Below are 19,468 nucleotides of genomic sequence, written 5' to 3' on the forward strand. Positions count from 1 at the left end.
CTTTCGCGGTGGGGCGCTCAGGCGTGCACGGGGACGGACTCGGGCTCCGTGTCCGGAAGCCCTGCCTCGAGTTCACGCACGAGCGGCAGCACCCGCTTGCCGAAGTACTCGACCTCCTCGTGGTAGTGCAGGAAGCCGAGGAGCAGGAGGTCCACGCCGAGCCTCCGGTAGGCGACGATGCGCTCCGCGATCTGCTCGGGCGTGCCGATGAGCCCCGTACGGAAGCCGTCGTTGTACTGCACCAGATCCTCGAAGGAGGAGTCCTGCCACATGCCCTTCTTGTCGCCGGTGGACTGTCCCGCCTGCTTCACCGCGGCGCCGAAGCCCTCGACGGCCTCGGTGTCCGCCTTGGCGACGATCTCGCGGAGCGTGTCACGGGCCTCGGCCTCCGTGTCACGGGCGATGAGGAAGCCGTTGAGGCCGAACTTCGGTGCCCGGCGGCCGACTTCGGCAGCCGACTTGCGTACGTCGTCGATCTGCTCGGTGACCCCGTCGAAGTCCTTGCCGTTGGAGAAGTACCAGTCGGAGACCCGGCCCGCCATGGCGCGGGCCGCGGTGGAGTTGCCGCCCTGGAAGATCTCCGGGTGCGGACGCTCGGCGGTGTTGAGGGGCTTGGGCTTGAGGGAGAAGCCGCGCAGCCGGTAGAAGTCACCGGCGAGTTCGGTGCGGTCCTCGGTCCAGATCTGGCGCAGGGCGCGGATGAACTCCTCGGAGCGGCGGTAGCGCTCGTCGTGCTCCAGCCAGGGCTCGCCGAGGGCGGTGAACTCCCCCTTGAACCAGCCCGATACGACGTTGACGGCGAAGCGGCCGTTCGAGAGGTGGTCGGCGGTGGCGCCGAGCTTGGCGAGGACGCCGGGGTGCCACAGGCCGGGGTGGACGGCCGCGATGACCTTCAGACGCTGGGTGGCGAGGAGCAGGGCGAGGCTGAAGCTGGTCGACTCGTGCTGGTACTCGGCGCCGTAGCTGGCCATGTAGCGGACCTGGCTGAGGGCGTAGTCGAAGCCGTTGTTCTCGGCGAGGACGGCGAGTTCGCGGTTGTACTCGTATCCCCAGTCGGTGCGCTGCTCGATCTTGCTGGTGACGAGTCCCCCGCTGACGTTGGGGACCCAGTAGGCGAATTTCACGGGCGCGGCAGGCATGCGTGACTCCTGTTGCGGAATGTTTCCGGGCACGCCGAATTCAAGCCGTGCGGGGGCGCGGCGAATTCAGGCGGAGAAGAGGGAAAAGGGCGGCGGATTCAGAGAGGTGATCAGGCCGCAGCGCAACAGGAGGCGCTGGAGACGCGCGCGAGGTCGACATGGCGTCGCCGCGTGAGGTCCAGTCGCATCTTCATGCCGTCGATCGTGGCAGTCGGCGCCGCGGGCCGTCAAGGAAAACCCGACCGGTCTCGCATCCCGGACCATTGAATTTCACGAACGTGTGACAGGGAAACCCTTGAACACGTCGTGAAACGGGCTGCATTCTGCTGGGCGTGCGGACGGAGCAACTGGAATACATAGCGGCCGTGACCCGCCTCGGTTCACTGCGCCGGGCCGCGGAAGAACTCCGCCTTTCCCAGCCCGCGTTGAGCGAGACGGTGCGCAATCTGGAACGCGAACTGGGGGTCGACCTGCTGGAGCGCAAGCGGTCCGGGGCGACGATGAGCGCGGAGGGCCGGGAACTGCTGCCGCACATCATCGATGTGCTGGACGCCGTGGACCGGCTGCGCAGCGCGGCGGGCGAGCAGCACAGGACCAGCCGGATGGTCAGGGTCGGCACGGTGAACGCAGCCACGGTCCCGCTGCTCATCCCGGCCGTACAGGCCTTCCGCACGGCCCATCCGATGACGCAGGTGGAGGTGGTGGGCGCCCAGCAGTCCGAGATCCACCGGGCGCTGCTGGAGGGCGGTTTCGACCTCGGTCTGGTGAACCATCTGGACAGCGACGATCTGCCCGCCGACTTCGAGAGCACCGAACTGCTGCGCGGGCGCCCGGTGTTGTGTCTGCGCCCGGACAGCCCGCTCGCCGCGCTGTCCGCCGTCACGGTGGACGATGTCCTCGACGGTCCGGAGCCGGTGATCGCCATGCGCTCCGGCTATGTCATGCACCGCTATGCCCACCGGCTGCTGAGGGGCCGCTCCCCCGACTTCTCCTTCTCCACCGACGGTGCCGAGATGGGCAAGCTGATGGTGGCCGAAGGCCTGGGTGCCACACTTCTGCCGGACTTCAGTGTCATCGGCGACCCTCTGGAGCGACGGGGCTCGATCACCTACCGTCCGATCTCCGACGACTCGACGGAGGTTCTCCTGATGCTGCAGCGCCGCCGCGCCGTTTCGGCGCCCCGGGCGGCCCAGGACCTCTACGAGGTGTTCGTGCGCAGGGCAGGCGAGTTGGGCGGCTCCCTGACGTGAGCGTCCGCCGGGTCAGTCCTCGTCGGCCGGCACCACGACGAGGAACGCGTCCGACTTGAGATCCATGATCACCGTCGCCGGCCTGCCCTCGGCGCGGCAACGCGCCGCGTACTCCTCCGCCGGCCACGATCCGCGCGGAGCTCCCGCAGGAAACCGCTCCAACACCTTCGCGCCCATAGCGGCAGCCACCTCCATTTGTGAGACATGCGGTCACAACCCCTCTATGGTCCACATGCCCGCGATGTGCACAGACATGTGCGGGAGCCGGAGGCGTGCCCCACTGGCGCCCTTCCGCATCAAGCACCCCGCCGACCACTACACATAAAGATGAAATAAGAGCAGAATGGACTTACGCGGTGCTTACCCGCATACCGCACCAGACGCGGTCAGGCCTGTGAGTCAAAGGAGACGAGTCATGGCCAACGTCTCGCCCACCAGCAGGGGGGACATCACCACCCACCCTGATGTTTCCGAAATGCGGGATCGCTATGCCCGCATGCTTGGCGGTCGCGATGTGACGCTCTTGGACGGACCGGTGTTCCTCCTCGGTCTGTACTGCGCCGTATCCCCGTGGATACTCCACTACACGACGAGCCAGCCCCCGCTGGTCACGCACAACCTCGTCGTCGGCATCGCGATCGGCCTGCTGGCCCTCGGGTTCACCCGGGCCCCCGAGCGCATGTACGGCCTCAGTTGGGCGTTCTGCGCGGTGGGCATCTGGATGATCATTGCACCCTGGGTCGTCGGCACCAGCCCGGACACCGGTGTCGCCCTCAACAACATCATCATCGGCGCGCTCGCCGTGATCCTGGGACTGATGTGCGCCGGTGCGGCGGCGAGGAGCGTCCCCAGGCCGTAGGAGCGGACCAGGAAAGGACGGCATTGGCGGCCGGTCCGCGCTCTGCGCGGACCGGCCGTCCCGCGTTCCGTCACCGCTCAGTGGCCGGGGACCGACCAGGGCTGCTGCGGCAGCGGACTGCCGGTCTCCAGCAGCGACTTGAGGTTCGACAGCACCGCCGGCCAGCCGCGGGAGACATCGGACAGCGCGCCCTCGTCCCAGAGGTCCTCATGGGTGACGGTAAGCCGGACGATGTCCTCGTGCGGCGTGATGTCGAAGGTCACCCGGGAGTACTTGTCCTCCTGCCCCTCGTGCTGGGGGTCGGTCCAGGTGGTGACCAGGCGGGTCGGGGGTTCGCTCTCCACGACGGTGCCGACGACGTCGGCGATGCCCGAGCCGTCCGTGCGGACGTGTTCCCAGCGTGAGCCCTGCCGCCAGTCCGATTCGTTGCGGTGGCCCCAGTAGGAGGCGGTCAGGTCCGCGTCGGTGAGCGCCTCCCAGACCTTCTCGGGCGTGCTGCGGATATAGGTGACGTAGACGTAACTGGGCTTGTCGGTCATGGTGGCTTCCTCGGCTCGTCGTTTGACGTCGCTCAGCGCCCTCAGGCGCGGGCGCTCGAACTTGTCGATCCACCGCTCCTGGATCTCGTGGAGCGGGACCGGGTTGAGGTAGTGCAGCTTCTCCCTCCCCCGCCGCACTGTGCCGACCAGATTGGCGTCCTGAAGGACACCCAGATGCTGGGTCACCGACTGGCGTGTCATCGCGATGCGCTCGCACAGCTCGCCGAGCGTCTGACCGTTCTGCTCGTGCAGGCGGTCCAGCAGCCGTCTGCGGGTCTCGTCGGCCAGCGCCTTGAAGACCTTGTCCATCCCGGAGTCACTCTCTGATCGCACACCCAACGTTATGCAGGCAATTACCTGCATGTCAAGGAGGACGGAACCACCTGACGCTCACTGCGGAACTGCCGGTGAGGTCCCGCGCCCCGCAAGGGGCGCGGGGAACTGCGCGACCAGCCCCCACCGGCCTGCGGTTTCGCCGCTACGGCCGCCTCACGCGCCCGCGGGCTCCGCATCCGACACCGCCAGATACTCCTCGGTGACCTCCCTCGGGCCGAACGGCCACACCTTCTCGAAGCGCGCCCAGAGCACATACGCGACGCACCCCAGAGCCAGCCAGGCCAGCGACCACTCGATGGGATGACGTCCCGGCGAGTTCTTGTCCGCGTAGCCGTAGATCACACACCAGCCGACGAACGCGACGATGCTCGGCACCGGATAGAGCCACATGCGGTACGGCCGCCGCAGGGCCGGCTGGCGCCTGCGCAGCACCGTCAAGGCGACGATCTGGGCCAGCGCCTGCACGATCACCATCACCGTCGTCAGCAGCTGGATCAGTGTCGCCAGGTCCGTGTGCCGCCCGATCAGGAAGCCCACGGCCGTGATCACGCCCATGGTCGCCAGGCCCAGCACCGGGAAGCGGTGCTTGGGGTGCAGTTTGGCGTAGGGGCGGAAGAAGACGCGTTCACGGGCCGCGTCGTACGGCACCCGCGAGCCGCCCAGCAGCCCGGTGAAGACCGAGGCGAAGGCCGTGATCAGGATGAGGACGGTGACCGTGTCCGCCGCACCCCTGCCCCAGGTCTTCTCCAGGACCGCCGAGGCCACCGACGTGGACGCGATGTCGTCCGGGTTGGTCATGCGGTGCCAGTCGATCACGCCGAGCGTGCCGATCTGCAGCAGCAGGTAGATCGCCATGATGCCGAGGATGGAGAAGATGATCGAGCGCGGCAGGATGCGCCCGGGGTCCTTGATCTCGGCACCCATGTAGGCCGTGGTGTTGTAGCCGAGGTAGTCGTAGATGCCGATGGTCAGGCCGCCGGCGAAGCCGAGCCAGAAGTGGTTGCTGCCCAGGTCGAAGGCGTGCGCGGGGTAGGTGAAGGCGAGGTGCGTGCTGAAGTCCGTGGCGGCGGCCAGGATGACCAGCACCACCGAGGTGATCATGACGGCCCACATCACGGCGGTGATCCGGGCGATGTGCTCGATGCCCCGCCACAGCAGGATCACGACCAGGGCGATGATGCCGAGGCCGATCAGGTCGCCGGCGGTCTGCCCGAGGTGGGGGGCGAGATAGCCGAGGTACTGGACGAAGCCCACCACGCCGGTCGACATGATCAGCGGGATGAACAGCATCGCCGTCCAGACGAACAGAAACGGCATCAGCCGGCCCGTGCGGTACTGGAAGGCCTGGCGCAGATAGACGTAACTCCCGCCGGAGCCGGGCATCGCCGCGCCCAGCTCGGCCCACACCAGCCCGTCGGCGAGCGCGAGCAGCGCACCCGCGACGAAGCCGATCACGGCCTGCGGGCCGCCGAACGCGGCGACCATGAGCGGGATCGTGACGAACGGGCCGATGCCGCACATCTGGCTCATGTTGATGGCGGTGGCCTGGAACAGGCCGACGCGACGGACGAAACCACCGTTGGGTGGCGGACTACCGGACATGGGGACTCCTGAACACCGGGCGCTGGGCTGTCCATGGCTGACCTTGGCCGGCCTTGGCTCGCCCGGCGAGGCCGTTGGCCGATAAAGTTAAGGAGCCTTACTTGATGCGTCAAGAGGTCCCATCGAACGGCCCCGCGCATACGTGAGAATGGTGCGATGCCCGCCAGTGACACCCCAGACCAGCAGGAACAGCCCTGGAACCGCCGGCGGCTGCGCAGCACCAACGAGCGGTTGCTGCTCGACCGGCTGCGCAGCGGTGGCGCCGCCTCGCGCGCCCAACTGGCCCGGGAGACCGGACTGTCCAAGCCGACCGTCTCCAGCGCACTGGCCGCACTGGAGGCGGCCGGGCTGGTCCGCGAGGTCGGCACCCTCGCACCGGAGCGCGGCCGCACCGCCGTCCTGTACGCGCCCGATCCGGCGGCGGGTTACGCCCTCGGCATCGACGTCGGCCGCAGCTGGCTGCGGGTCGCGGTCGCCGACCTGGACGGCACCGTCGTCGCCCGCTCCGACGTGCGCAACCGGGCCCGCAGCTCGGGCGCGATGGCGGATCTGGTGGTGGCGACGGCCCGTCAGGTGGTCGGCGGCTCGGGCGTGGCCGCCCAGGAGGTGGTGCACGCGGTGGTGGGCACGCCCGGCGTGTACGACGAGCACCAGCGCCGCGTGCGCTATGCGATGCACCTGCCGGGCTGGGGGCGCGCCGGGCTGTTCGACCGGATGCGCGAGGAACTGGGCGTCCCGCTGGAGGTGCACAACGACGCCAATCTGGCGGCGCTCGGCGAGTACACCTACGGCATCGGCGCGGGCAGCCGGCTGTTCGCGTACATCCTGATCGGCACCGGTCTCGGGATGGGCGTGGTCAGCGAGGGGCGGCTGTTCACGGGGGCGCACGGGCTGGCCGGGGAGATCGGGTTCCTGCCCTGGCCGGGGCAGCAGAAGCCGGAGCGGCTGGAGGACGCGGTGTCGGGGGTGGCCGTGGTCGAGGCGGCGCGCCGGTTCGGCATGAGCGGGCAGCTGACCGCGAAGGCGGTGTTCGACGCGGCCCGGCAGGGAAACGACGCCGCGGTCAAGGCGGTTCGGCTGGAGGGCGAGCGGATCGCACACACGGTGGCGGCGGCCGCGGCCGTGCTCGACCCGGATCTCGTGGTGCTGGGAGGCGGGGTGGGCCACAGCGTGGACCTGCTGCTGCGTCCGGTGCGCGAGCACCTGCGGTCGCTCACCCCGCTGCGGCCCAAGGTCGTGCCCAGCCGGCTCGGCGAGGACGCGGTGCTGCTGGGTGCGGTGGCCACGGCGCTCGGGACGGCGCGGGACGTGGTGTTCGAGCGCCGGTCGGCCGGCTCCTGACCAACCCGAAGGCGCGTCGCGGTGATTGACAGGTCCGCTCGGCGCCTTCTAGCGTGACCGCAGTTAGTAAAGTTTCCTAACTTTACGAAGGGCTGGAGACTCCGTGAACAGACACCGTCTCGCCACGGCCGCCATAGTCCTGGGTCTGTTGGGTTCCCTGACGACCAGCGCCTGGGCCGGGCCCCCTGACCGAGGGACGGCCCCGCCGAGGCGGGTCACCCGCGTCTCCTCCGAGGCGGGCAGCACGACCGCGTTGAGGGGCTTCACGATCCAGTCGACCGCCAGGGTCTCCGACCCGCCGGCCGACATCTCCTCCCCCGGCTACCCAGCGACCGGCTGGTACCCCACGGGCTCCCGTTCCACGGTCCTGGCAGCACTGCTCGCGAACGGCGTGTACGCGGACCCGTTCTATTCGACCAACCAACAGAAGATCGCCAAGGCCGACTTCCAGGTCCCCTGGTGGTACCGCTCGGACTTCACGCTCGCCGACACCTCCGAGCGCACCTACCTCGACCTCAGCGGCGTGATCTCGGCAGCCGACGTCTACGTCGACGGCCACCAGGTCGCCACGGCACAGGACGTCGCCGGCGCCTACACCCACCACGAACTGGACGTCACTGCACTCGTCCGCTCCGGCACGAACACGGTTGCCTTCCGCATACGGCCCAACGACCCGGACAAGGGCCTGACCATGGGCTGGATCGACTGGCTCCAGCCACCGCCCGACGGGAACATGGGCGTCGTCCGCGACGTCCTCGTCCGCCGCGGCGGCCCGATCGCCCTGCGCGACGCCCACGTGGTCACCAGCCTGGACGTGCCCTCGCTCGCCTCGGCCGACCTGACGGTGAAGGCGCAGGCCCGCAACGACTCCGGGGCGACCGCGACCTCCACGGTCTCCGGCAGCATCGGCACGACCACCTTCGAGAAGACCCTCACACTGGCCGCGCACGAGACGAAGACCGTCAGCTTCACCCCGTCCGACACCCCCGGACTCCACCTGACCTCGCCGAAGGTGTGGTGGCCGGCCGGCATGGGCGGACAGCCCCTGTACGACCTGAGGCTCACCGCGTCCGTCTCCGGCACCGTCTCGGACACCACGCAGCAGACCTTCGGCCTCCGCGACGTGCAGGCGCCGCTGAACTCCGACGGCGCCCGCCAGTACCGCATCAACGGCCGCAGGCTGCTGATCAAGGGCGGCGGCTGGTCACCGGACGAGCTCCTGCGCTGGGACCGTACGTACGTCGAGGACCGGCTGAAGTACGCCCTCGACCTCGGCCTGAACACCATCCGCCTCGAAGGCCACCTGGAACCGGACGAGTTCTTCGACCTCGCCGACCGCTACGGCATCCTCACGCTGCCCGGCTGGGAGTGCTGCGACAAGTGGGAGGGCCAGGTCAACGGCAGCGAGCCCGGCGACAAGTGGACCGCCGCGGACTACCCGGTCGCCAAGGCGTCGATGGCCGCCGAGGCCGCCCGGCTGCGCGACCACCCGAGCGTGATCTCCTTCCTCGTCGGCAGCGACTTCGCACCCGACGCGACGATCGAGAAGAACTACCTGGACGCCCTGAAGGCCGCCGACTGGCCGGTCCCGGTGGTCGCCGCCGCATCCGCCAACTCCGCACCACAGCTCGGCAGTTCGGGCATGAAGATGACCGGCCCCTACGACTGGATCCCGCCGGACTACTGGTACGCGAAACGCGAGGGCGGCGCCACCGGCTTCAACTCCGAGACCAGCGCGGGCCCGGACATCCCGACCCTCGACACCCTGCGCCGCATGATGACCCCGGCCGAGCTCGACACCCTGTGGAAGAACCCGGACGCCAAGCAGTACCACCGCTCCCCGTCGTCGACCTTCGGCACCCTCAAGCTCTACGACGACGCCCTCACCGGCCGCTACGGCGCCCCGAAGGGCCTGGCCGACTACGTCCGCAAGGCGCAGCTCGCCCAGTACGAGAACGTGCGCGCCCAGTTCGAGGCGTACGAGCGCAACGCCACCGACTCGTCGAAGCCCTCGACCGGGGTCGTGTACTGGATGTTCAACAGCGGCTGGACCTCCCTGCACTGGCAGCTGATGGACCGCTACCTCGATCAGGGCGGTGCCTACTTCGGGGCGAAGAAGGCGAACGAGCCGCTGCACGTCCAGTACTCCTACGACGACCGCTCGGTGGTCGTCGTAGACAACCGGCACTCGGCCGCCTCCGGGCTCACCGCCCGGGCCACTCTGTTCAATCCAGACGGCACGCAGAAGTACGACAGGACCGTCACCGGCGTGAAGGTGAGGGGGGACGGCGCGCACAGCACCGCACTCACCCTGCCGGCCTCGGTGACCGGGCTGGCGACCACGTATCTGCTGCGTCTGACGCTGAGCGACTCCTCCGGCAAGGAGGTCAGCCGGAACGTGTACTGGCTGTCCACCAGGCCCGACACCCTCGACTGGGCCCACACCGACTGGTACTACACGCCGACGACGAGCTATGCCGACCTCGAGGGCCTCAGCGCGATGGCGCAGGTGCCGGTGGCGGCGACGGCGTCGACGGATGCGTCGGGCGAAACGACGACCACGACCGTGACCCTGCGCAACACCGGCAGCGGGACGACGCCGGCCCTGTTCACCGACGTCCATCTCGTTGACGCACAAGGGGAGCCGGTGCTGCCCGTCGAGTGGTCGGACAACGAGGTCGGTCTCTGGCCGGGTGAGACGGTCACGTTGACCGCCACCTGCCGGACCGCGGATCTGCACGGGTCGTTGCCGCGGGTGCGGGTCTCCGGGTGGAACACGCCGGAGCGGACGGTCCCGGCCGCCTGACCGTGCGGGGCCCGGCGCGGAAGCCGGGCCCCGTCGGCGTCAGCTGACGTTGAGCGCCGTGTCGTCGATGACGAAGGACGTCTGCAGCGTGGAGCCCTCGGTGCCGGTGAACTTGAGGGTGACGGTCTGGCCCGCGTAGCCGGCCAGACTGAAGCTGCGCTGGGTGTAGCCGCTGGCGGCGTTGAGGTTCGAATACGTCGCCAGTGTGCCCAGCACGGTCCCGGAGCTGCTCAGCACCTGGACCTTGAGCGTGTCGTACGCCGTGCTGGTGCTGGTCTCCGCCGTGTCGACGTGCAGATAGAAGCTCAGGGCGGCGGTGGTGCAGCCGGACGGGATGGTCACCGGCTGGGAGAGCGTGTCGGTGGTGGCGGTGCCGTAGCCGTCCAGCCAGGCGTAGTACGAGCCCGTACGGGCCGACTCGCCGCTGGAGTTGGTGATGACGCCGCTGGAGGCGCTCCAGGTGGTGTTGCCCGACTCGAAGCCGTTGTTGCCGAGGAGCTGGGCGGCGGTGCAGGTGCCACCGCCGCCGCCACCGCCCCCGCCGCCCCCGCTGCTGCTGCCGTCGCCGGCGAGCCAGGCGGTGGCGTTGAGGGCGAGGGCGGCGTTGGTGGCGCTGGAGTCGTGCCAGCCGTCGTAGAGGGTGTTGCCCGACTGGCCGGTGCCGTCGTCGATCGGCGAGCTGTCGCCCCAGAAGGCGACCCGCCCGCTACCGAAGGTGCTGGTGAGGAAGAAGGCGCCGGTGTTGCCGGAATAACCCGTGCGGTAGAGCAGGCCCTTGACGGAGGAGTTGTCCGAGGGCTTGAGGGTGGCGGTGGTGCCGTTGGCGATGAGGCTCTTGGTGACGGTGCCGAAGGAGCCGTGCAGCACGGGGTTGGTGCTGTCGCTGATGGCGGCCGGGTGGTCGGAGCTGATGTTCAGCGAGTCGATGGAGAAGCCGAACGGGTCGGTCGAGTCGACGCTGTTGTTGGTCATCAGGTCGTTGAGGATCTGGACCGCGTCGTAGCCGTCGTTGTTGCGGTCGGCTCCGGTGTGGTCGGAGATCATGAACAGTCCGCCGCCGTTCTTGACGAAGGTCATGATCGCCGTCTTCTCGGCGGTGGTGAAGAGGGTGTTGGGCTCCGGCAGCACGAGGGTGTCGAAGTTCGACAGGTCGGTGGCCGACGAGCCGCCGTAGGTGAGGGCGCTGGTGGCGGTCTTGAGGCTGTAGCTGCCGGTCTTCTGCAGGGCCACGCCCCACGAGGACAGTGCGCCCGTCCAGTCGGTCTCGACGGACGGGGAGGAGTTCTCGCCCAGCGGGTCGGGCTTGCTGGTGGAGATGATCCAGTCGGCGTTGCCGGCCTCCTCGGCGTGGCCGTCGTCGAACAGGACGCGGTGCGTGGTGGCCGCATGGGCGGGCGTGGCGATGACGGTGGCCTGGGCGGCCGCGGCGGCGGTGAGCAGGCCGAACGCGGCCAGGGCGGTGGTGAGTCTTCGGCGGGATCTGGTGAGTGCGAGCATCCGGCGTACCTCCGTGTGGGGTTGGGGAAGAGCGGTGCGGGGCCGGACCTACGCGCGTAGACACAGGACGTCTGCGCGCGTAGACATTCGGCCGTACGACTGACGGGCGGCCGACTGGTTGAACCGTACATGGCAGAAATGGAGCTGAACAGGAGTCGCCGGTCCCATCGGCCGGAGATTGACCCGGCGTTGACCCGTGGTTGAAGCGGAACGGACTGTCCCCCGCGGCAGTGGGCATCCGGATAGTGCGGGGGCCTTGACCAAGAGGGGCGGAGATGGAGATCTCAGGCATCATCAGTGCCATCGTGATCGGCATCATCATCGGTGTGCTCGGCCGGCTCGTCGTCCCGGGGCGGCAGCGCATCGGCATCGTGCTGACGATCCTCGTCGGCATCGTGGCCGCGCTGATCGGATCGGCGATCGCCCATGCCTTCGGCGTGGCCGACACCAAGGGCGTCGACTGGATCGAGTGGCTCATCCAGATCGGCCTCGCCGCGCTGGGCGTCGCCGCGCTGGACCGTTCCAGGGCACGCCGCTGACCCGACAACCGCGGTGACACATCGGCCGTTTCGAGCCCGGGCGGGGGTGCCGCGCGCCTCGCCCGGGTGCCGTCGTTGCTGCTCCGCGGCTCGCGGAGACCAGCCGAATTGCGCGTTCCGGATCCTGTCCCCGGCCACGTAGCGTGTGGGGCAGCGGGAGGCCCGGAGTCAGGCCCGCCGACGCGGCTCCCCTCGGCAATCGGCGGGCCTGCCGCCTCGACCGTGCACCCTCAGCGGGAGAGTCGGGCACATCGGGAGGCTGTCCCCCGGGGCGGCTGTTTCCTCTCCAGAGGTTTCCAGCCGCCGTTGCCCGTGAGGCGGGGCCGTTCGGCCCTGGACAAGGGTCCGAACGGCCCCAGTTGGATTTCACCGCCGGGCCGCCAGCGCGGCGAGCCCTTCGCGGCTGGACGGATAGCGGGGCGTCCAGCCCAGTTCCCGCTCCGCCTTCGCCGAGGACACGCGCATGCTGGTCAGGAACATGGTGTGCGCGTACGACATCGGCCTGGTGAACCACAGCGGCACCGTCATCGGCTTGGGCAGGCCGAACTGCTCGGCCACGCACAGGACATGGGCCCGGAACCCGAGCGGGGTGCGGTCGGTGATGTTGTACGCCTGGCCGGGGCGGCCGTGTTCGACGGCGGCGGCCGCCGCGCGGGCCGCGTCGGTGAGTTCGGTCCACGGCAGGACCCGGCCGTGGTCGTCGGGGGCGGGCAGTTGCCGCTTGCGCAGCATGGGCAGGACGGCGTCGGTGCCACCCGGGCCGTAGAACAGGCCGAAACGCAGCGAGATACCCGCCAGCCCGGTGGCCTCGAAGGTGAGCTGTTCCTTGATGCGCATGCCCTCGACATGCCGTTCCAGTTCCGGCGTGGTGCCGCGCGGGCCGAACGGGTCGTCCTCGGTGATGACATGCTCGCCGAAGTCCCCGTAGCCGTATCCGAAGACCATCGACTCGCTCACGAAGCGGGAGGCACCGGTGGCCTGCGCGGCCTCCACGAGGTGGGCGGTGCCGGCGATGCGCAGGGCGTCGGTGGCATGCATGTCGCGGTGGCGCACGGGCGCCTTGCGCAGGGCGGTCGCTGCGTGGATGACGGTGTCGAAGTGCTGTCCGTCGACGGCGCGCAGCAGCGCGTCGCGATCCATGAGGTCGGCCCGGACGCCGTTCGCCGGTCCCCGGCCGAGGCCGGTGACCTTGTGGCCGGCCTCGGTCAGGGCGCGGGCGATGTGACCGCCGAGGATGCCGCTGGCTCCGGCGAGGAGGATGCTCTGGTTCTTCCGGTTCGTCGTCATGACCGTGCGACGGATCGGGCGGCCGCGGATGTGACATCGCGGTGGCTTTGACCCCGGCTACGGCACGAACGTGTAGGGCGTCGTCGTGGTCAGGGGCTCGAAACCCAGGCGTTCGAGGATGGGGCGGCTCTGGCTGGAGGCGTCCACCTGGAGGTAGCGGTAGCCGCGCTCCGCGGCGGCGCCGGCCCGGTGGGCGACCAGGGCGCGATAGATGCCGCGGCCGCGCCAGGCCTCGACGGTGCCGCCGCCCCACAGGCCGGCGAACCGGGTGCCGGGCACGAGTTCCATACGGGCCGCGCTTACGGGCTCGTCACCGGCGAGGGCGACGGTGGCGACGACCGTGTCCGACTCACCGGTGAGCTGGGCCAGCAGCTGGTGGCGCAGGCGGGAGCCGTCGGTGCCGAATGCCTTCTCGTGTACGTCCGCCACCAGGTCGACGCCCGCCGCGTCGGTGACCGGCAGCAGACGGATGCCCTCGGGTGGCTCGGCGTCGAGGTCGAGGCCCGCCACCTCGGCGATCATCAGCGTCTCCTCGGGCTCGGGCTCGAATCCGGCGGCCCTGAGCCGCTCTCCCAGATCCACCGGCCGGTCGTGCCCGTACAGCTTCCACTCGAACTCACGGCCGAGGCCGGAGAAGTACGCGACCTGCTCGGCGATCGCCGCGTCCGCGCCCGTCTCGTCCAGGCCGGACCAGACGACGCCGTTCCAGCCGTGGGCCGTGGAGACCTGGCGGACCACGCTGCCTACCCGCTCGACGCGTGTATCGGGGCCGTCGGGTCGGGCGCCTTCGCGCATGTCACGGTCGAAGAGGGCGAGCACCCCGGCATGATCCATGTGCTCACTCCAGCATCCGGGTGCGGCTGCGGCAACAGCTTTACGGGCTGCCCTGCGGCCGCACCGCCGCCAGGTACGCGCTCAGCCGGTCCCGTTTGCGGGCCGGGCAGTCGATGCGCGCCTGGATGCGGTCGAGGTGGGCATGGAGCAGTGCGGCGGTCTCGGGGGTCAGGCTCTCGGCGGGCAGCAGGATCTCGTCCGGGCCGGACAGGTAGAGCAGGATCGCCCGGACCATCTCCGTGGTCAGGCCGGAATCCAGCAGCCCGCGGATCTGCTGGACGTCCTGGACCGCGCGCTCGCCGTAGTCGCGGTAGCCGTTCTCGGTGCGGTCGGGGCTGAGCAGGCGCTGCTCCTCGTAATAGCGCAGCAGCCGGGTGGGGACGCCGGTGCGGCGGGAGAGTTCGCCGATCTTCATGGCCGCCTCCGGGTCGAACGTGCCGTGGCCGCTCCGGTCGCCCGTGGGCGCGCATAGGCTGCGCTGCGAAGATCACGTCGCGAGGAGGGTCGTACGCCATGGTGATCACGGACAGTGAACTGCCGTTTCTGCGCCGGTGCGTCGAGCTGGCCGCAGAGGCGCTGGAGGCCGGGGACGAGCCGTTCGGATCGGTCCTGGTGGGCGGGGACGGCACGGTGCTCGGTGAGGACCACAACCGGGTGGCCTCGGGCGACCGCACCCGGCATCCCGAGTTCGAGCTGGCCCGCTGGTCGGCTGCTCATCTGACGCCCGGGGAGCGGGCGGCCGCGACGGTGTACACGTCCGGCGAGCACTGCCCGATGTGCGCCGCCGCGCATGCCTGGGTGGGCCTCGGGCGGATCGTGTACGTGGCGTCGTCGCAACAACTGTCCTCCTGGCTGGCCGAGTTGGGGGTGCCCGCGCCGCCGGTGCGGACGCTGCCGATCCGCGAGGTCGCACCGGACGTGGTGGTGGACGGGCCGGTGCCCTCGCTGGCGGGCGAGGTGCGGGCGCTGCACCGCCGCTTCCACGGCCGCGGCGCCTGACGGTCCGGGCTCCGCCTCCCGAGATGCAGTCGTCCGTCCTCAGTGCCTACGATCTAGGAGCCAGGACGACCAGACCAGGTGGACGGCCCGGTCTCCTCCAACGGGGGGAGGCGCTTGCCCTTGCTGCCGGCAAAGCGGCTGATGGCCGCACATATGGCGCTGGTGGCCGCCGCCACGGCCGTCTACCTGACGGTGCCCGCGGCGCGCGCTCCCGTGTGGGCCGTCATCGGCCTCTCGGGCACCGCCGCCGTGCTCATCGGCAGCAAGGTCAACCGGCCCGCACACCCCTGGCCATGGTGGGTGCTCGCCGCCGGCCTGCTCACCTTCATCGCGGGCGACACCTACTACAACGTCGTGGAGGAGTACTTCCACGCCTCCAACCCCTTCCCCTCCCCCGCGGATGCCTCCTACCTCACCACGTATCCGCTCTTCGCCATCGGGCTGTCCGGCCTGGTCCGGTACCGCTGGGCGGGCCACGACCTGCCGAGTCTGCTCGACGCGCTGATCATCACCGCGGGTCTGGCGCTGCCGGTGTGGGTGTACCTGGTGCAGCCGCTCACCACGGTGCAGGGGCTGACCTGGCAGCAGCGGGCCATCAGCATCGCCTACCCGCTCGGCGACGTCCTGGTCCTGGCCCTGCTGGCACGGCTGCTGACGCCGAATCCGGTCGACCGGCACAACCGGTCGGTGCAGTACCTGGTCGTCGGGACGGTGACGCTGCTCGGCTTCGACATCGCCTACGGCATCCTGCAGCTCAACGAGACCTGGCAGGCGGGCACGGTCCTGGACTCGGGCTGGATCGTCTTCTACACCGCCTGGGGCCAGGCCGCACTGCACCCGGACATGGTGCAGCTGACCGCCGCCCTGCCCCAGCAGGGCTCCCTGCTGCCGCCGCGGCGGCGGCTCGTGATGCTGGCCCTGGTCACGCTCATCGCGCCGGGAATCCTGCTGTACGAGGGGCTGACGCGCTCGGCGCACGACGCGTCCGTGATCGCCGCGTTCTCCGGTGTGCTCTTCCTGCTGGTGATCCTGCGGCTGTCGGGGATGGTGGTGGCCCACCGCAAGGCGGTGACGCGGGAACTGGCCCTGCGCAGGGCGGCCGCCTCGCTGGTCTCGGCGGTCCGGCAGCAGGAGGTCGCACGGTCCTGCGAGGCCGCGGTCGACCGGCTCCTGGGCACCATGGTCGGTCACCGGACCCTGCTGCTGCCCGCCGAACGCGCGACGGATCTGGCGCCGTATCACGCGCAGATCGTGCACGCCCGCGACCTGGGTACGGACACCGGCGCCGAACTGGACGAGGCCGCAACGGTCCTGGTCTGCCTCATGATCCCGCCCGACCGCCCGTACGGCGACGTCCCGGGCGTCCTGCTGGTCGCCGGACCGGCCGGGCCGCTCAGCGAGACGCGGCGCTCGATGGAGATCCTGGCCTCGCACGCGGGACTGGCCATGGAGCGCATCGTCCTGCGCCAGGAGATCGTACGCCGGGAGAGCGAGGCGTATTTCCGTACGCTGGTGCGCAACACCTCGGACGTCATCCTCATCGTCGAGGACGACAACACCATCCGGTACGCCAGTCCCTCCGCGGCGACCATCTTCGGCACCAACGACGTCGTCGGCGAATCGCTGCCCGACCTCGTCGACCCGCGGGACCGGCACCGTGCGGCGCGGGAACTGACGGCCGTGCGGGACAGCGGGCCGCGGGCCACCCACGACCACTGGTGGGTACGCCACCGGGCGGGCCGTGTGGAGGTGGAGGTGCGATGCAGCGACTTCCGGGACGAGCGGACCGTGGCCGGGCTCGTCGTCACCCTGCGCGATGTGACCGAGCAGCGCCGGCTGGCGCACGAGCTGACCCAGCGGGCCTTCCACGACTCGCTGACCGGCCTGCCCAACCGCACCCTGCTGCTCGAACGGATCGAACGCGCCCTGCTGCGCGGCCGCCGCGAGTCGTCCATGACCTGTCTGCTCTTCATCGATTTGGACGACTTCAAGCAGGTCAACGACACGCTCGGGCACTCGGCCGGCGACCACCTGCTGATCGCCGTCGGCGACCGGCTCTCCAAGACGCTGCGGCGCACCGACACCGCGGCCCGGCTCGGCGGCGACGAGTTCGCCGTCCTGATGGAGGACGCCCGTGAACCGCTGGACGCGGAGCTGCTGGCCGCCCAGGTGATCCAGACGCTGACCAGGCCGTTCGCCCTCGCCGACGAGTCGGTGACGGTGTCCGCCAGCGTGGGGGTGGCCACGGCCCGCGACAGCACGGACGCGGAGGAGCTGCTCAGCCACGCCGACCTCGCGCTGTATGCGGCGAAGTCGGCCGGCAAGCGGCAGTGGCGGCGCTTCCAGCCGCTGCTGCACACCCGCATGGTCGAGCGGCACGACCTGCAGAGCCGGCTCGCCCAGGCGGTCGCCGGCCACGAGTTTGCCCTGCGCTACCAGCCGGTCGTGGACATCTCCGCGGGCGAGGTCGTCGGCTTCGAGGCCCTGGTGCGCTGGCCGAAGGCACCGCACCGGCCCGTCACACCCGAGCAGTTCATCGCGCTGGCCGAGGAGACCGGGCACATCGGGGTGCTGGGGGCGTGGGTCCTGGAGAACGCGGTCAGCGACATCGTGGGACTGCAGCAGCTGCCCGGCCCCGTCAGCCCGCCGTACGTCAGCGTGAACGTGTCCGCCCGCCAGTTCCGCGACGCGGGCTTCCTGGACCAGGTCGGCCAGGCGCTGCGCACGCCGGGCCTGGCCCCCGGTTCGCTGCAGCTGGAGCTCACCGAGACGGTGCTGCTGCGCCGCGACACCCAGATCCAGTCGGTGCTGCGCTCCCTGAAGGAGCTGGGCGTGCACATCGCGGTCGACGACTTCGGGACGGGCTTCTCCTCGCTGCGCTATCTACGGGACTTCCCCATCGACGCGCTGAAGATCGACAAGACGTTCATCGACGACATCGCGCGCGACGCGCAGCAGGTCGCGCTCGTCGAGGGCATCGTGCGGATCGCCGACACCCTGGGCCTGCAGGTGATCGCCGAGGGGATCGAGGACACGGCACAGCGCGATCTGCTGGCCGGCATGGGATGCCGGTTCGGGCAGGGCTATCTGTTCGCCAAGCCGATGACGGTGGAGCAGAGCGAGCGCGTGCTGCGGGAGAGCGAGGGCCGCTGCTACGCGCCCGGCGACGGCGCCACCAGGAAGGTGACCGTCCCTGCCGCACGGCCCGCGTCCCGGGAGCGGCGGGCGGCACTGTGGGCGGACCTCGAACACCTGCGGCGCACCAGCCCCATGAGCGACGCCGTGCTGGACGAGGTGCGGGGCCGGCACATCCGCAGCCGTGGCCACTGGCTGGTCGACTTCGCGTCCTGCAACTACCTCGGCTTCGACTGGGACCCGCAGATCATCGACTCCGTGGAACCCGCCCTGCGGCGCTGGGGCACGCACCCCAGCTGGTCGCGGCTGCTGGGCAGCCCCCGCCTGTACCCGGAGATCGAGGCACGGCTCGCGGACCTGCTGGGCGCGCCGGACACGCTGCTGCTGCCCACGCTGACCCTGATCCACGCCTCGACGATCCCGGTGCTGGCCGAGGGCGGCCATGTGTTCGTGGAGTCGACGGCGCACCGGACGGTGTACGACGGCTGCGTGGTGGCCCGCGGCCAGGGCGCCACCCTGCACCGCTTCCACGCGCAACGCCCCGACGAACTGGAGACCCTGCTGGCCTCGGTGCCCGCGGGCCTGCCGCGACTGGTGTGCCTGGACGGCGTGAACAGCATGACCGGCAACATTCCCGACCTGCCCACGCTGACCGCGGTCTGCCGCGCCGGGGGTGCCACGCTCTACGTGGACGACGCGCACGGCTTCGGGGTGCTCGGGGAGCGCGGCCCCGAGGAGCTGTGCCCCTACGGCTCGCGCGGCAACGGCGTGGTGCGGCACACCGGTGAGTCGTACGACGGGATCGTCCTGGCCGCCGGTTTCTCGAAGGCGTACTCGTCGCTGCTCGCCTTCCTCGCACTGCCCACCGAGCTGAAGAACCGGCTGAAGACGGCAGCGGGGCCCTACCTGTACTCGGGTCCCTCGCCGACGGCCTCCCTGGCCACGGCGCTGGCCGGGCTGGACGTCAACGACCGCCGCGGGGACGTGCTGCGCGCCGGGCTGTACCGCAGGACCGCTCGGGTGCTGGACCACCTCGACGGACTGGACGTCAGGACGCTGAACACGGACCGGCTGCCGATCATCGAGATCCCGCTGGCGAACGCGGACGACCTCGACGCGGTCGGGGCGTTCCTGTGGGAGGAGGGCGTCTATGTGACGCTGGCCGCCTACCCGTTGGTGCCGCGGGACCGGGTGGGCTTCCGGATCCAGATCACGGCACTGAACTCGGACGAGGACATCGAGCGGCTGAACGGGACCCTGACCCGGCTCGCCGCGCGGTTCCCGCTGAGGGCGAAGGTCTGAGAC

At 70.1% G+C, this 19,468-nt stretch carries 16 protein-coding genes; 7 read left to right on the forward strand and 9 right to left on the reverse strand.

Annotated features, from left to right (window positions below):
• Positions 1–17: 17 nt before the first annotated feature.
• Entirely contained in the window at positions 18–1,139 is a 1,122-nt protein-coding gene (gene sfnG / locus ACWCRD_RS17815; protein WP_450966759.1) for a dimethylsulfone monooxygenase SfnG, read from the reverse strand.
• Positions 1,140–1,249: 110 nt separating this feature from the next.
• The gene (locus ACWCRD_RS17820; RefSeq protein WP_350760414.1) at positions 1,250–1,333 is read right to left on the reverse strand and encodes a putative leader peptide; all 84 of its coding nucleotides are present in this window, start codon (positions 1,331–1,333) and stop codon (positions 1,250–1,252) included.
• A 138-nt stretch (positions 1,334–1,471) separates the two neighbouring features.
• Between ACWCRD_RS17820 and ACWCRD_RS17825 the strand changes: the two genes are divergently transcribed.
• Entirely contained in the window at positions 1,472–2,389 is a 918-nt protein-coding gene (locus ACWCRD_RS17825; RefSeq protein ID WP_450966760.1) for a LysR family transcriptional regulator, read from the forward strand.
• A gap of 12 nt (positions 2,390–2,401) precedes the next feature.
• Here ACWCRD_RS17825 and ACWCRD_RS17830 read toward each other — a convergent pair whose 3' ends face one another.
• Entirely contained in the window at positions 2,402–2,566 is a 165-nt protein-coding gene (locus ACWCRD_RS17830) for a hypothetical protein (protein ID WP_266964205.1), read from the reverse strand.
• Between the two features lie 238 nt (positions 2,567–2,804).
• Between ACWCRD_RS17830 and ACWCRD_RS17835 the strand changes: the two genes are divergently transcribed.
• Positions 2,805–3,248 (forward strand): SPW repeat protein, encoded by a 444-nt coding sequence (locus ACWCRD_RS17835; protein WP_450966761.1) that lies wholly within the window; start codon positions 2,805–2,807, stop codon positions 3,246–3,248.
• 77 nt (positions 3,249–3,325) lie between these two features.
• Here ACWCRD_RS17835 and ACWCRD_RS17840 read toward each other — a convergent pair whose 3' ends face one another.
• Together ACWCRD_RS17840 and ACWCRD_RS17845 are read right to left on the reverse strand one after the other, a co-directional pair.
• Positions 3,326–4,096 carry an ArsR/SmtB family transcription factor gene (locus ACWCRD_RS17840; RefSeq protein WP_450967016.1) on the reverse strand — a complete coding sequence of 257 codons (771 nt, stop codon included), beginning with the start codon at positions 4,094–4,096 and terminating at the stop codon, positions 3,326–3,328.
• A 180-nt stretch (positions 4,097–4,276) separates the two neighbouring features.
• A complete protein-coding gene (locus ACWCRD_RS17845) occupies positions 4,277–5,725 on the reverse strand; it encodes an APC family permease (RefSeq protein WP_450966762.1) in 1,449 nt (482 codons plus the stop codon).
• Between the two features lie 156 nt (positions 5,726–5,881).
• On the opposite strand from ACWCRD_RS17845, the gene ACWCRD_RS17850 reads away from it, so the two are divergent.
• Both ACWCRD_RS17850 and ACWCRD_RS17855 read left to right on the forward strand, forming a co-directional pair.
• Positions 5,882–7,066, forward strand: coding sequence for an ROK family protein (locus ACWCRD_RS17850; protein ID WP_450966763.1), 1,185 nt, complete (start codon positions 5,882–5,884; stop codon positions 7,064–7,066).
• Positions 7,067–7,169: 103 nt separating this feature from the next.
• Complete coding sequence (locus ACWCRD_RS17855) at positions 7,170–9,872, forward strand: glycoside hydrolase family 2 protein (protein WP_450966764.1); 2,703 nt, start codon at positions 7,170–7,172, stop codon at positions 9,870–9,872.
• A 39-nt stretch (positions 9,873–9,911) separates the two neighbouring features.
• Here the strand turns inward: ACWCRD_RS17855 and ACWCRD_RS17860 are convergent, their stop codons facing one another.
• Positions 9,912–11,369: a hydrolase gene (locus ACWCRD_RS17860; protein ID WP_450966765.1), complete on the reverse strand. Its 1,458-nt coding sequence runs from the start codon at positions 11,367–11,369 to the stop codon at positions 9,912–9,914.
• A 275-nt stretch (positions 11,370–11,644) separates the two neighbouring features.
• Between ACWCRD_RS17860 and ACWCRD_RS17865 the strand changes: the two genes are divergently transcribed.
• Positions 11,645–11,908 (forward strand): GlsB/YeaQ/YmgE family stress response membrane protein, encoded by a 264-nt coding sequence (locus ACWCRD_RS17865; protein WP_115912257.1) that lies wholly within the window; start codon positions 11,645–11,647, stop codon positions 11,906–11,908.
• A 366-nt stretch (positions 11,909–12,274) separates the two neighbouring features.
• On the opposite strand, the gene ACWCRD_RS17870 is transcribed toward ACWCRD_RS17865, so the two are convergent.
• Genes ACWCRD_RS17870 through ACWCRD_RS17880 form a run of 3 tightly spaced genes read right to left on the reverse strand, consistent with a single transcriptional unit; the run spans position 12,275 to position 14,444 of the window.
• Positions 12,275–13,195: an NAD-dependent epimerase/dehydratase family protein gene (locus ACWCRD_RS17870; RefSeq protein WP_450966766.1), complete on the reverse strand. Its 921-nt coding sequence runs from the start codon at positions 13,193–13,195 to the stop codon at positions 12,275–12,277.
• 57 nt (positions 13,196–13,252) lie between these two features.
• Positions 13,253–14,029, reverse strand: coding sequence for a GNAT family N-acetyltransferase (locus ACWCRD_RS17875; protein ID WP_450966767.1), 777 nt, complete (start codon positions 14,027–14,029; stop codon positions 13,253–13,255).
• A 40-nt stretch (positions 14,030–14,069) separates the two neighbouring features.
• Positions 14,070–14,444: a MerR family transcriptional regulator gene (locus ACWCRD_RS17880; protein ID WP_450966768.1), complete on the reverse strand. Its 375-nt coding sequence runs from the start codon at positions 14,442–14,444 to the stop codon at positions 14,070–14,072.
• A 98-nt stretch (positions 14,445–14,542) separates the two neighbouring features.
• Here ACWCRD_RS17880 and ACWCRD_RS17885 point away from each other — a divergent pair, with 98 nt between their 5' ends.
• Both ACWCRD_RS17885 and ACWCRD_RS17890 read left to right on the forward strand, forming a co-directional pair.
• Positions 14,543–15,028 (forward strand): nucleoside deaminase, encoded by a 486-nt coding sequence (locus tag ACWCRD_RS17885; RefSeq protein ID WP_450966769.1) that lies wholly within the window; start codon positions 14,543–14,545, stop codon positions 15,026–15,028.
• Positions 15,029–15,169: 141 nt separating this feature from the next.
• Positions 15,170–19,465, forward strand: coding sequence for an aminotransferase class I/II-fold pyridoxal phosphate-dependent enzyme (locus ACWCRD_RS17890; RefSeq protein WP_450967017.1), 4,296 nt, complete (start codon positions 15,170–15,172; stop codon positions 19,463–19,465).
• Positions 19,466–19,468 lie beyond the last annotated feature (3 nt).

The organism is Streptomyces sp. NPDC002092, from assembly GCF_053593775.1.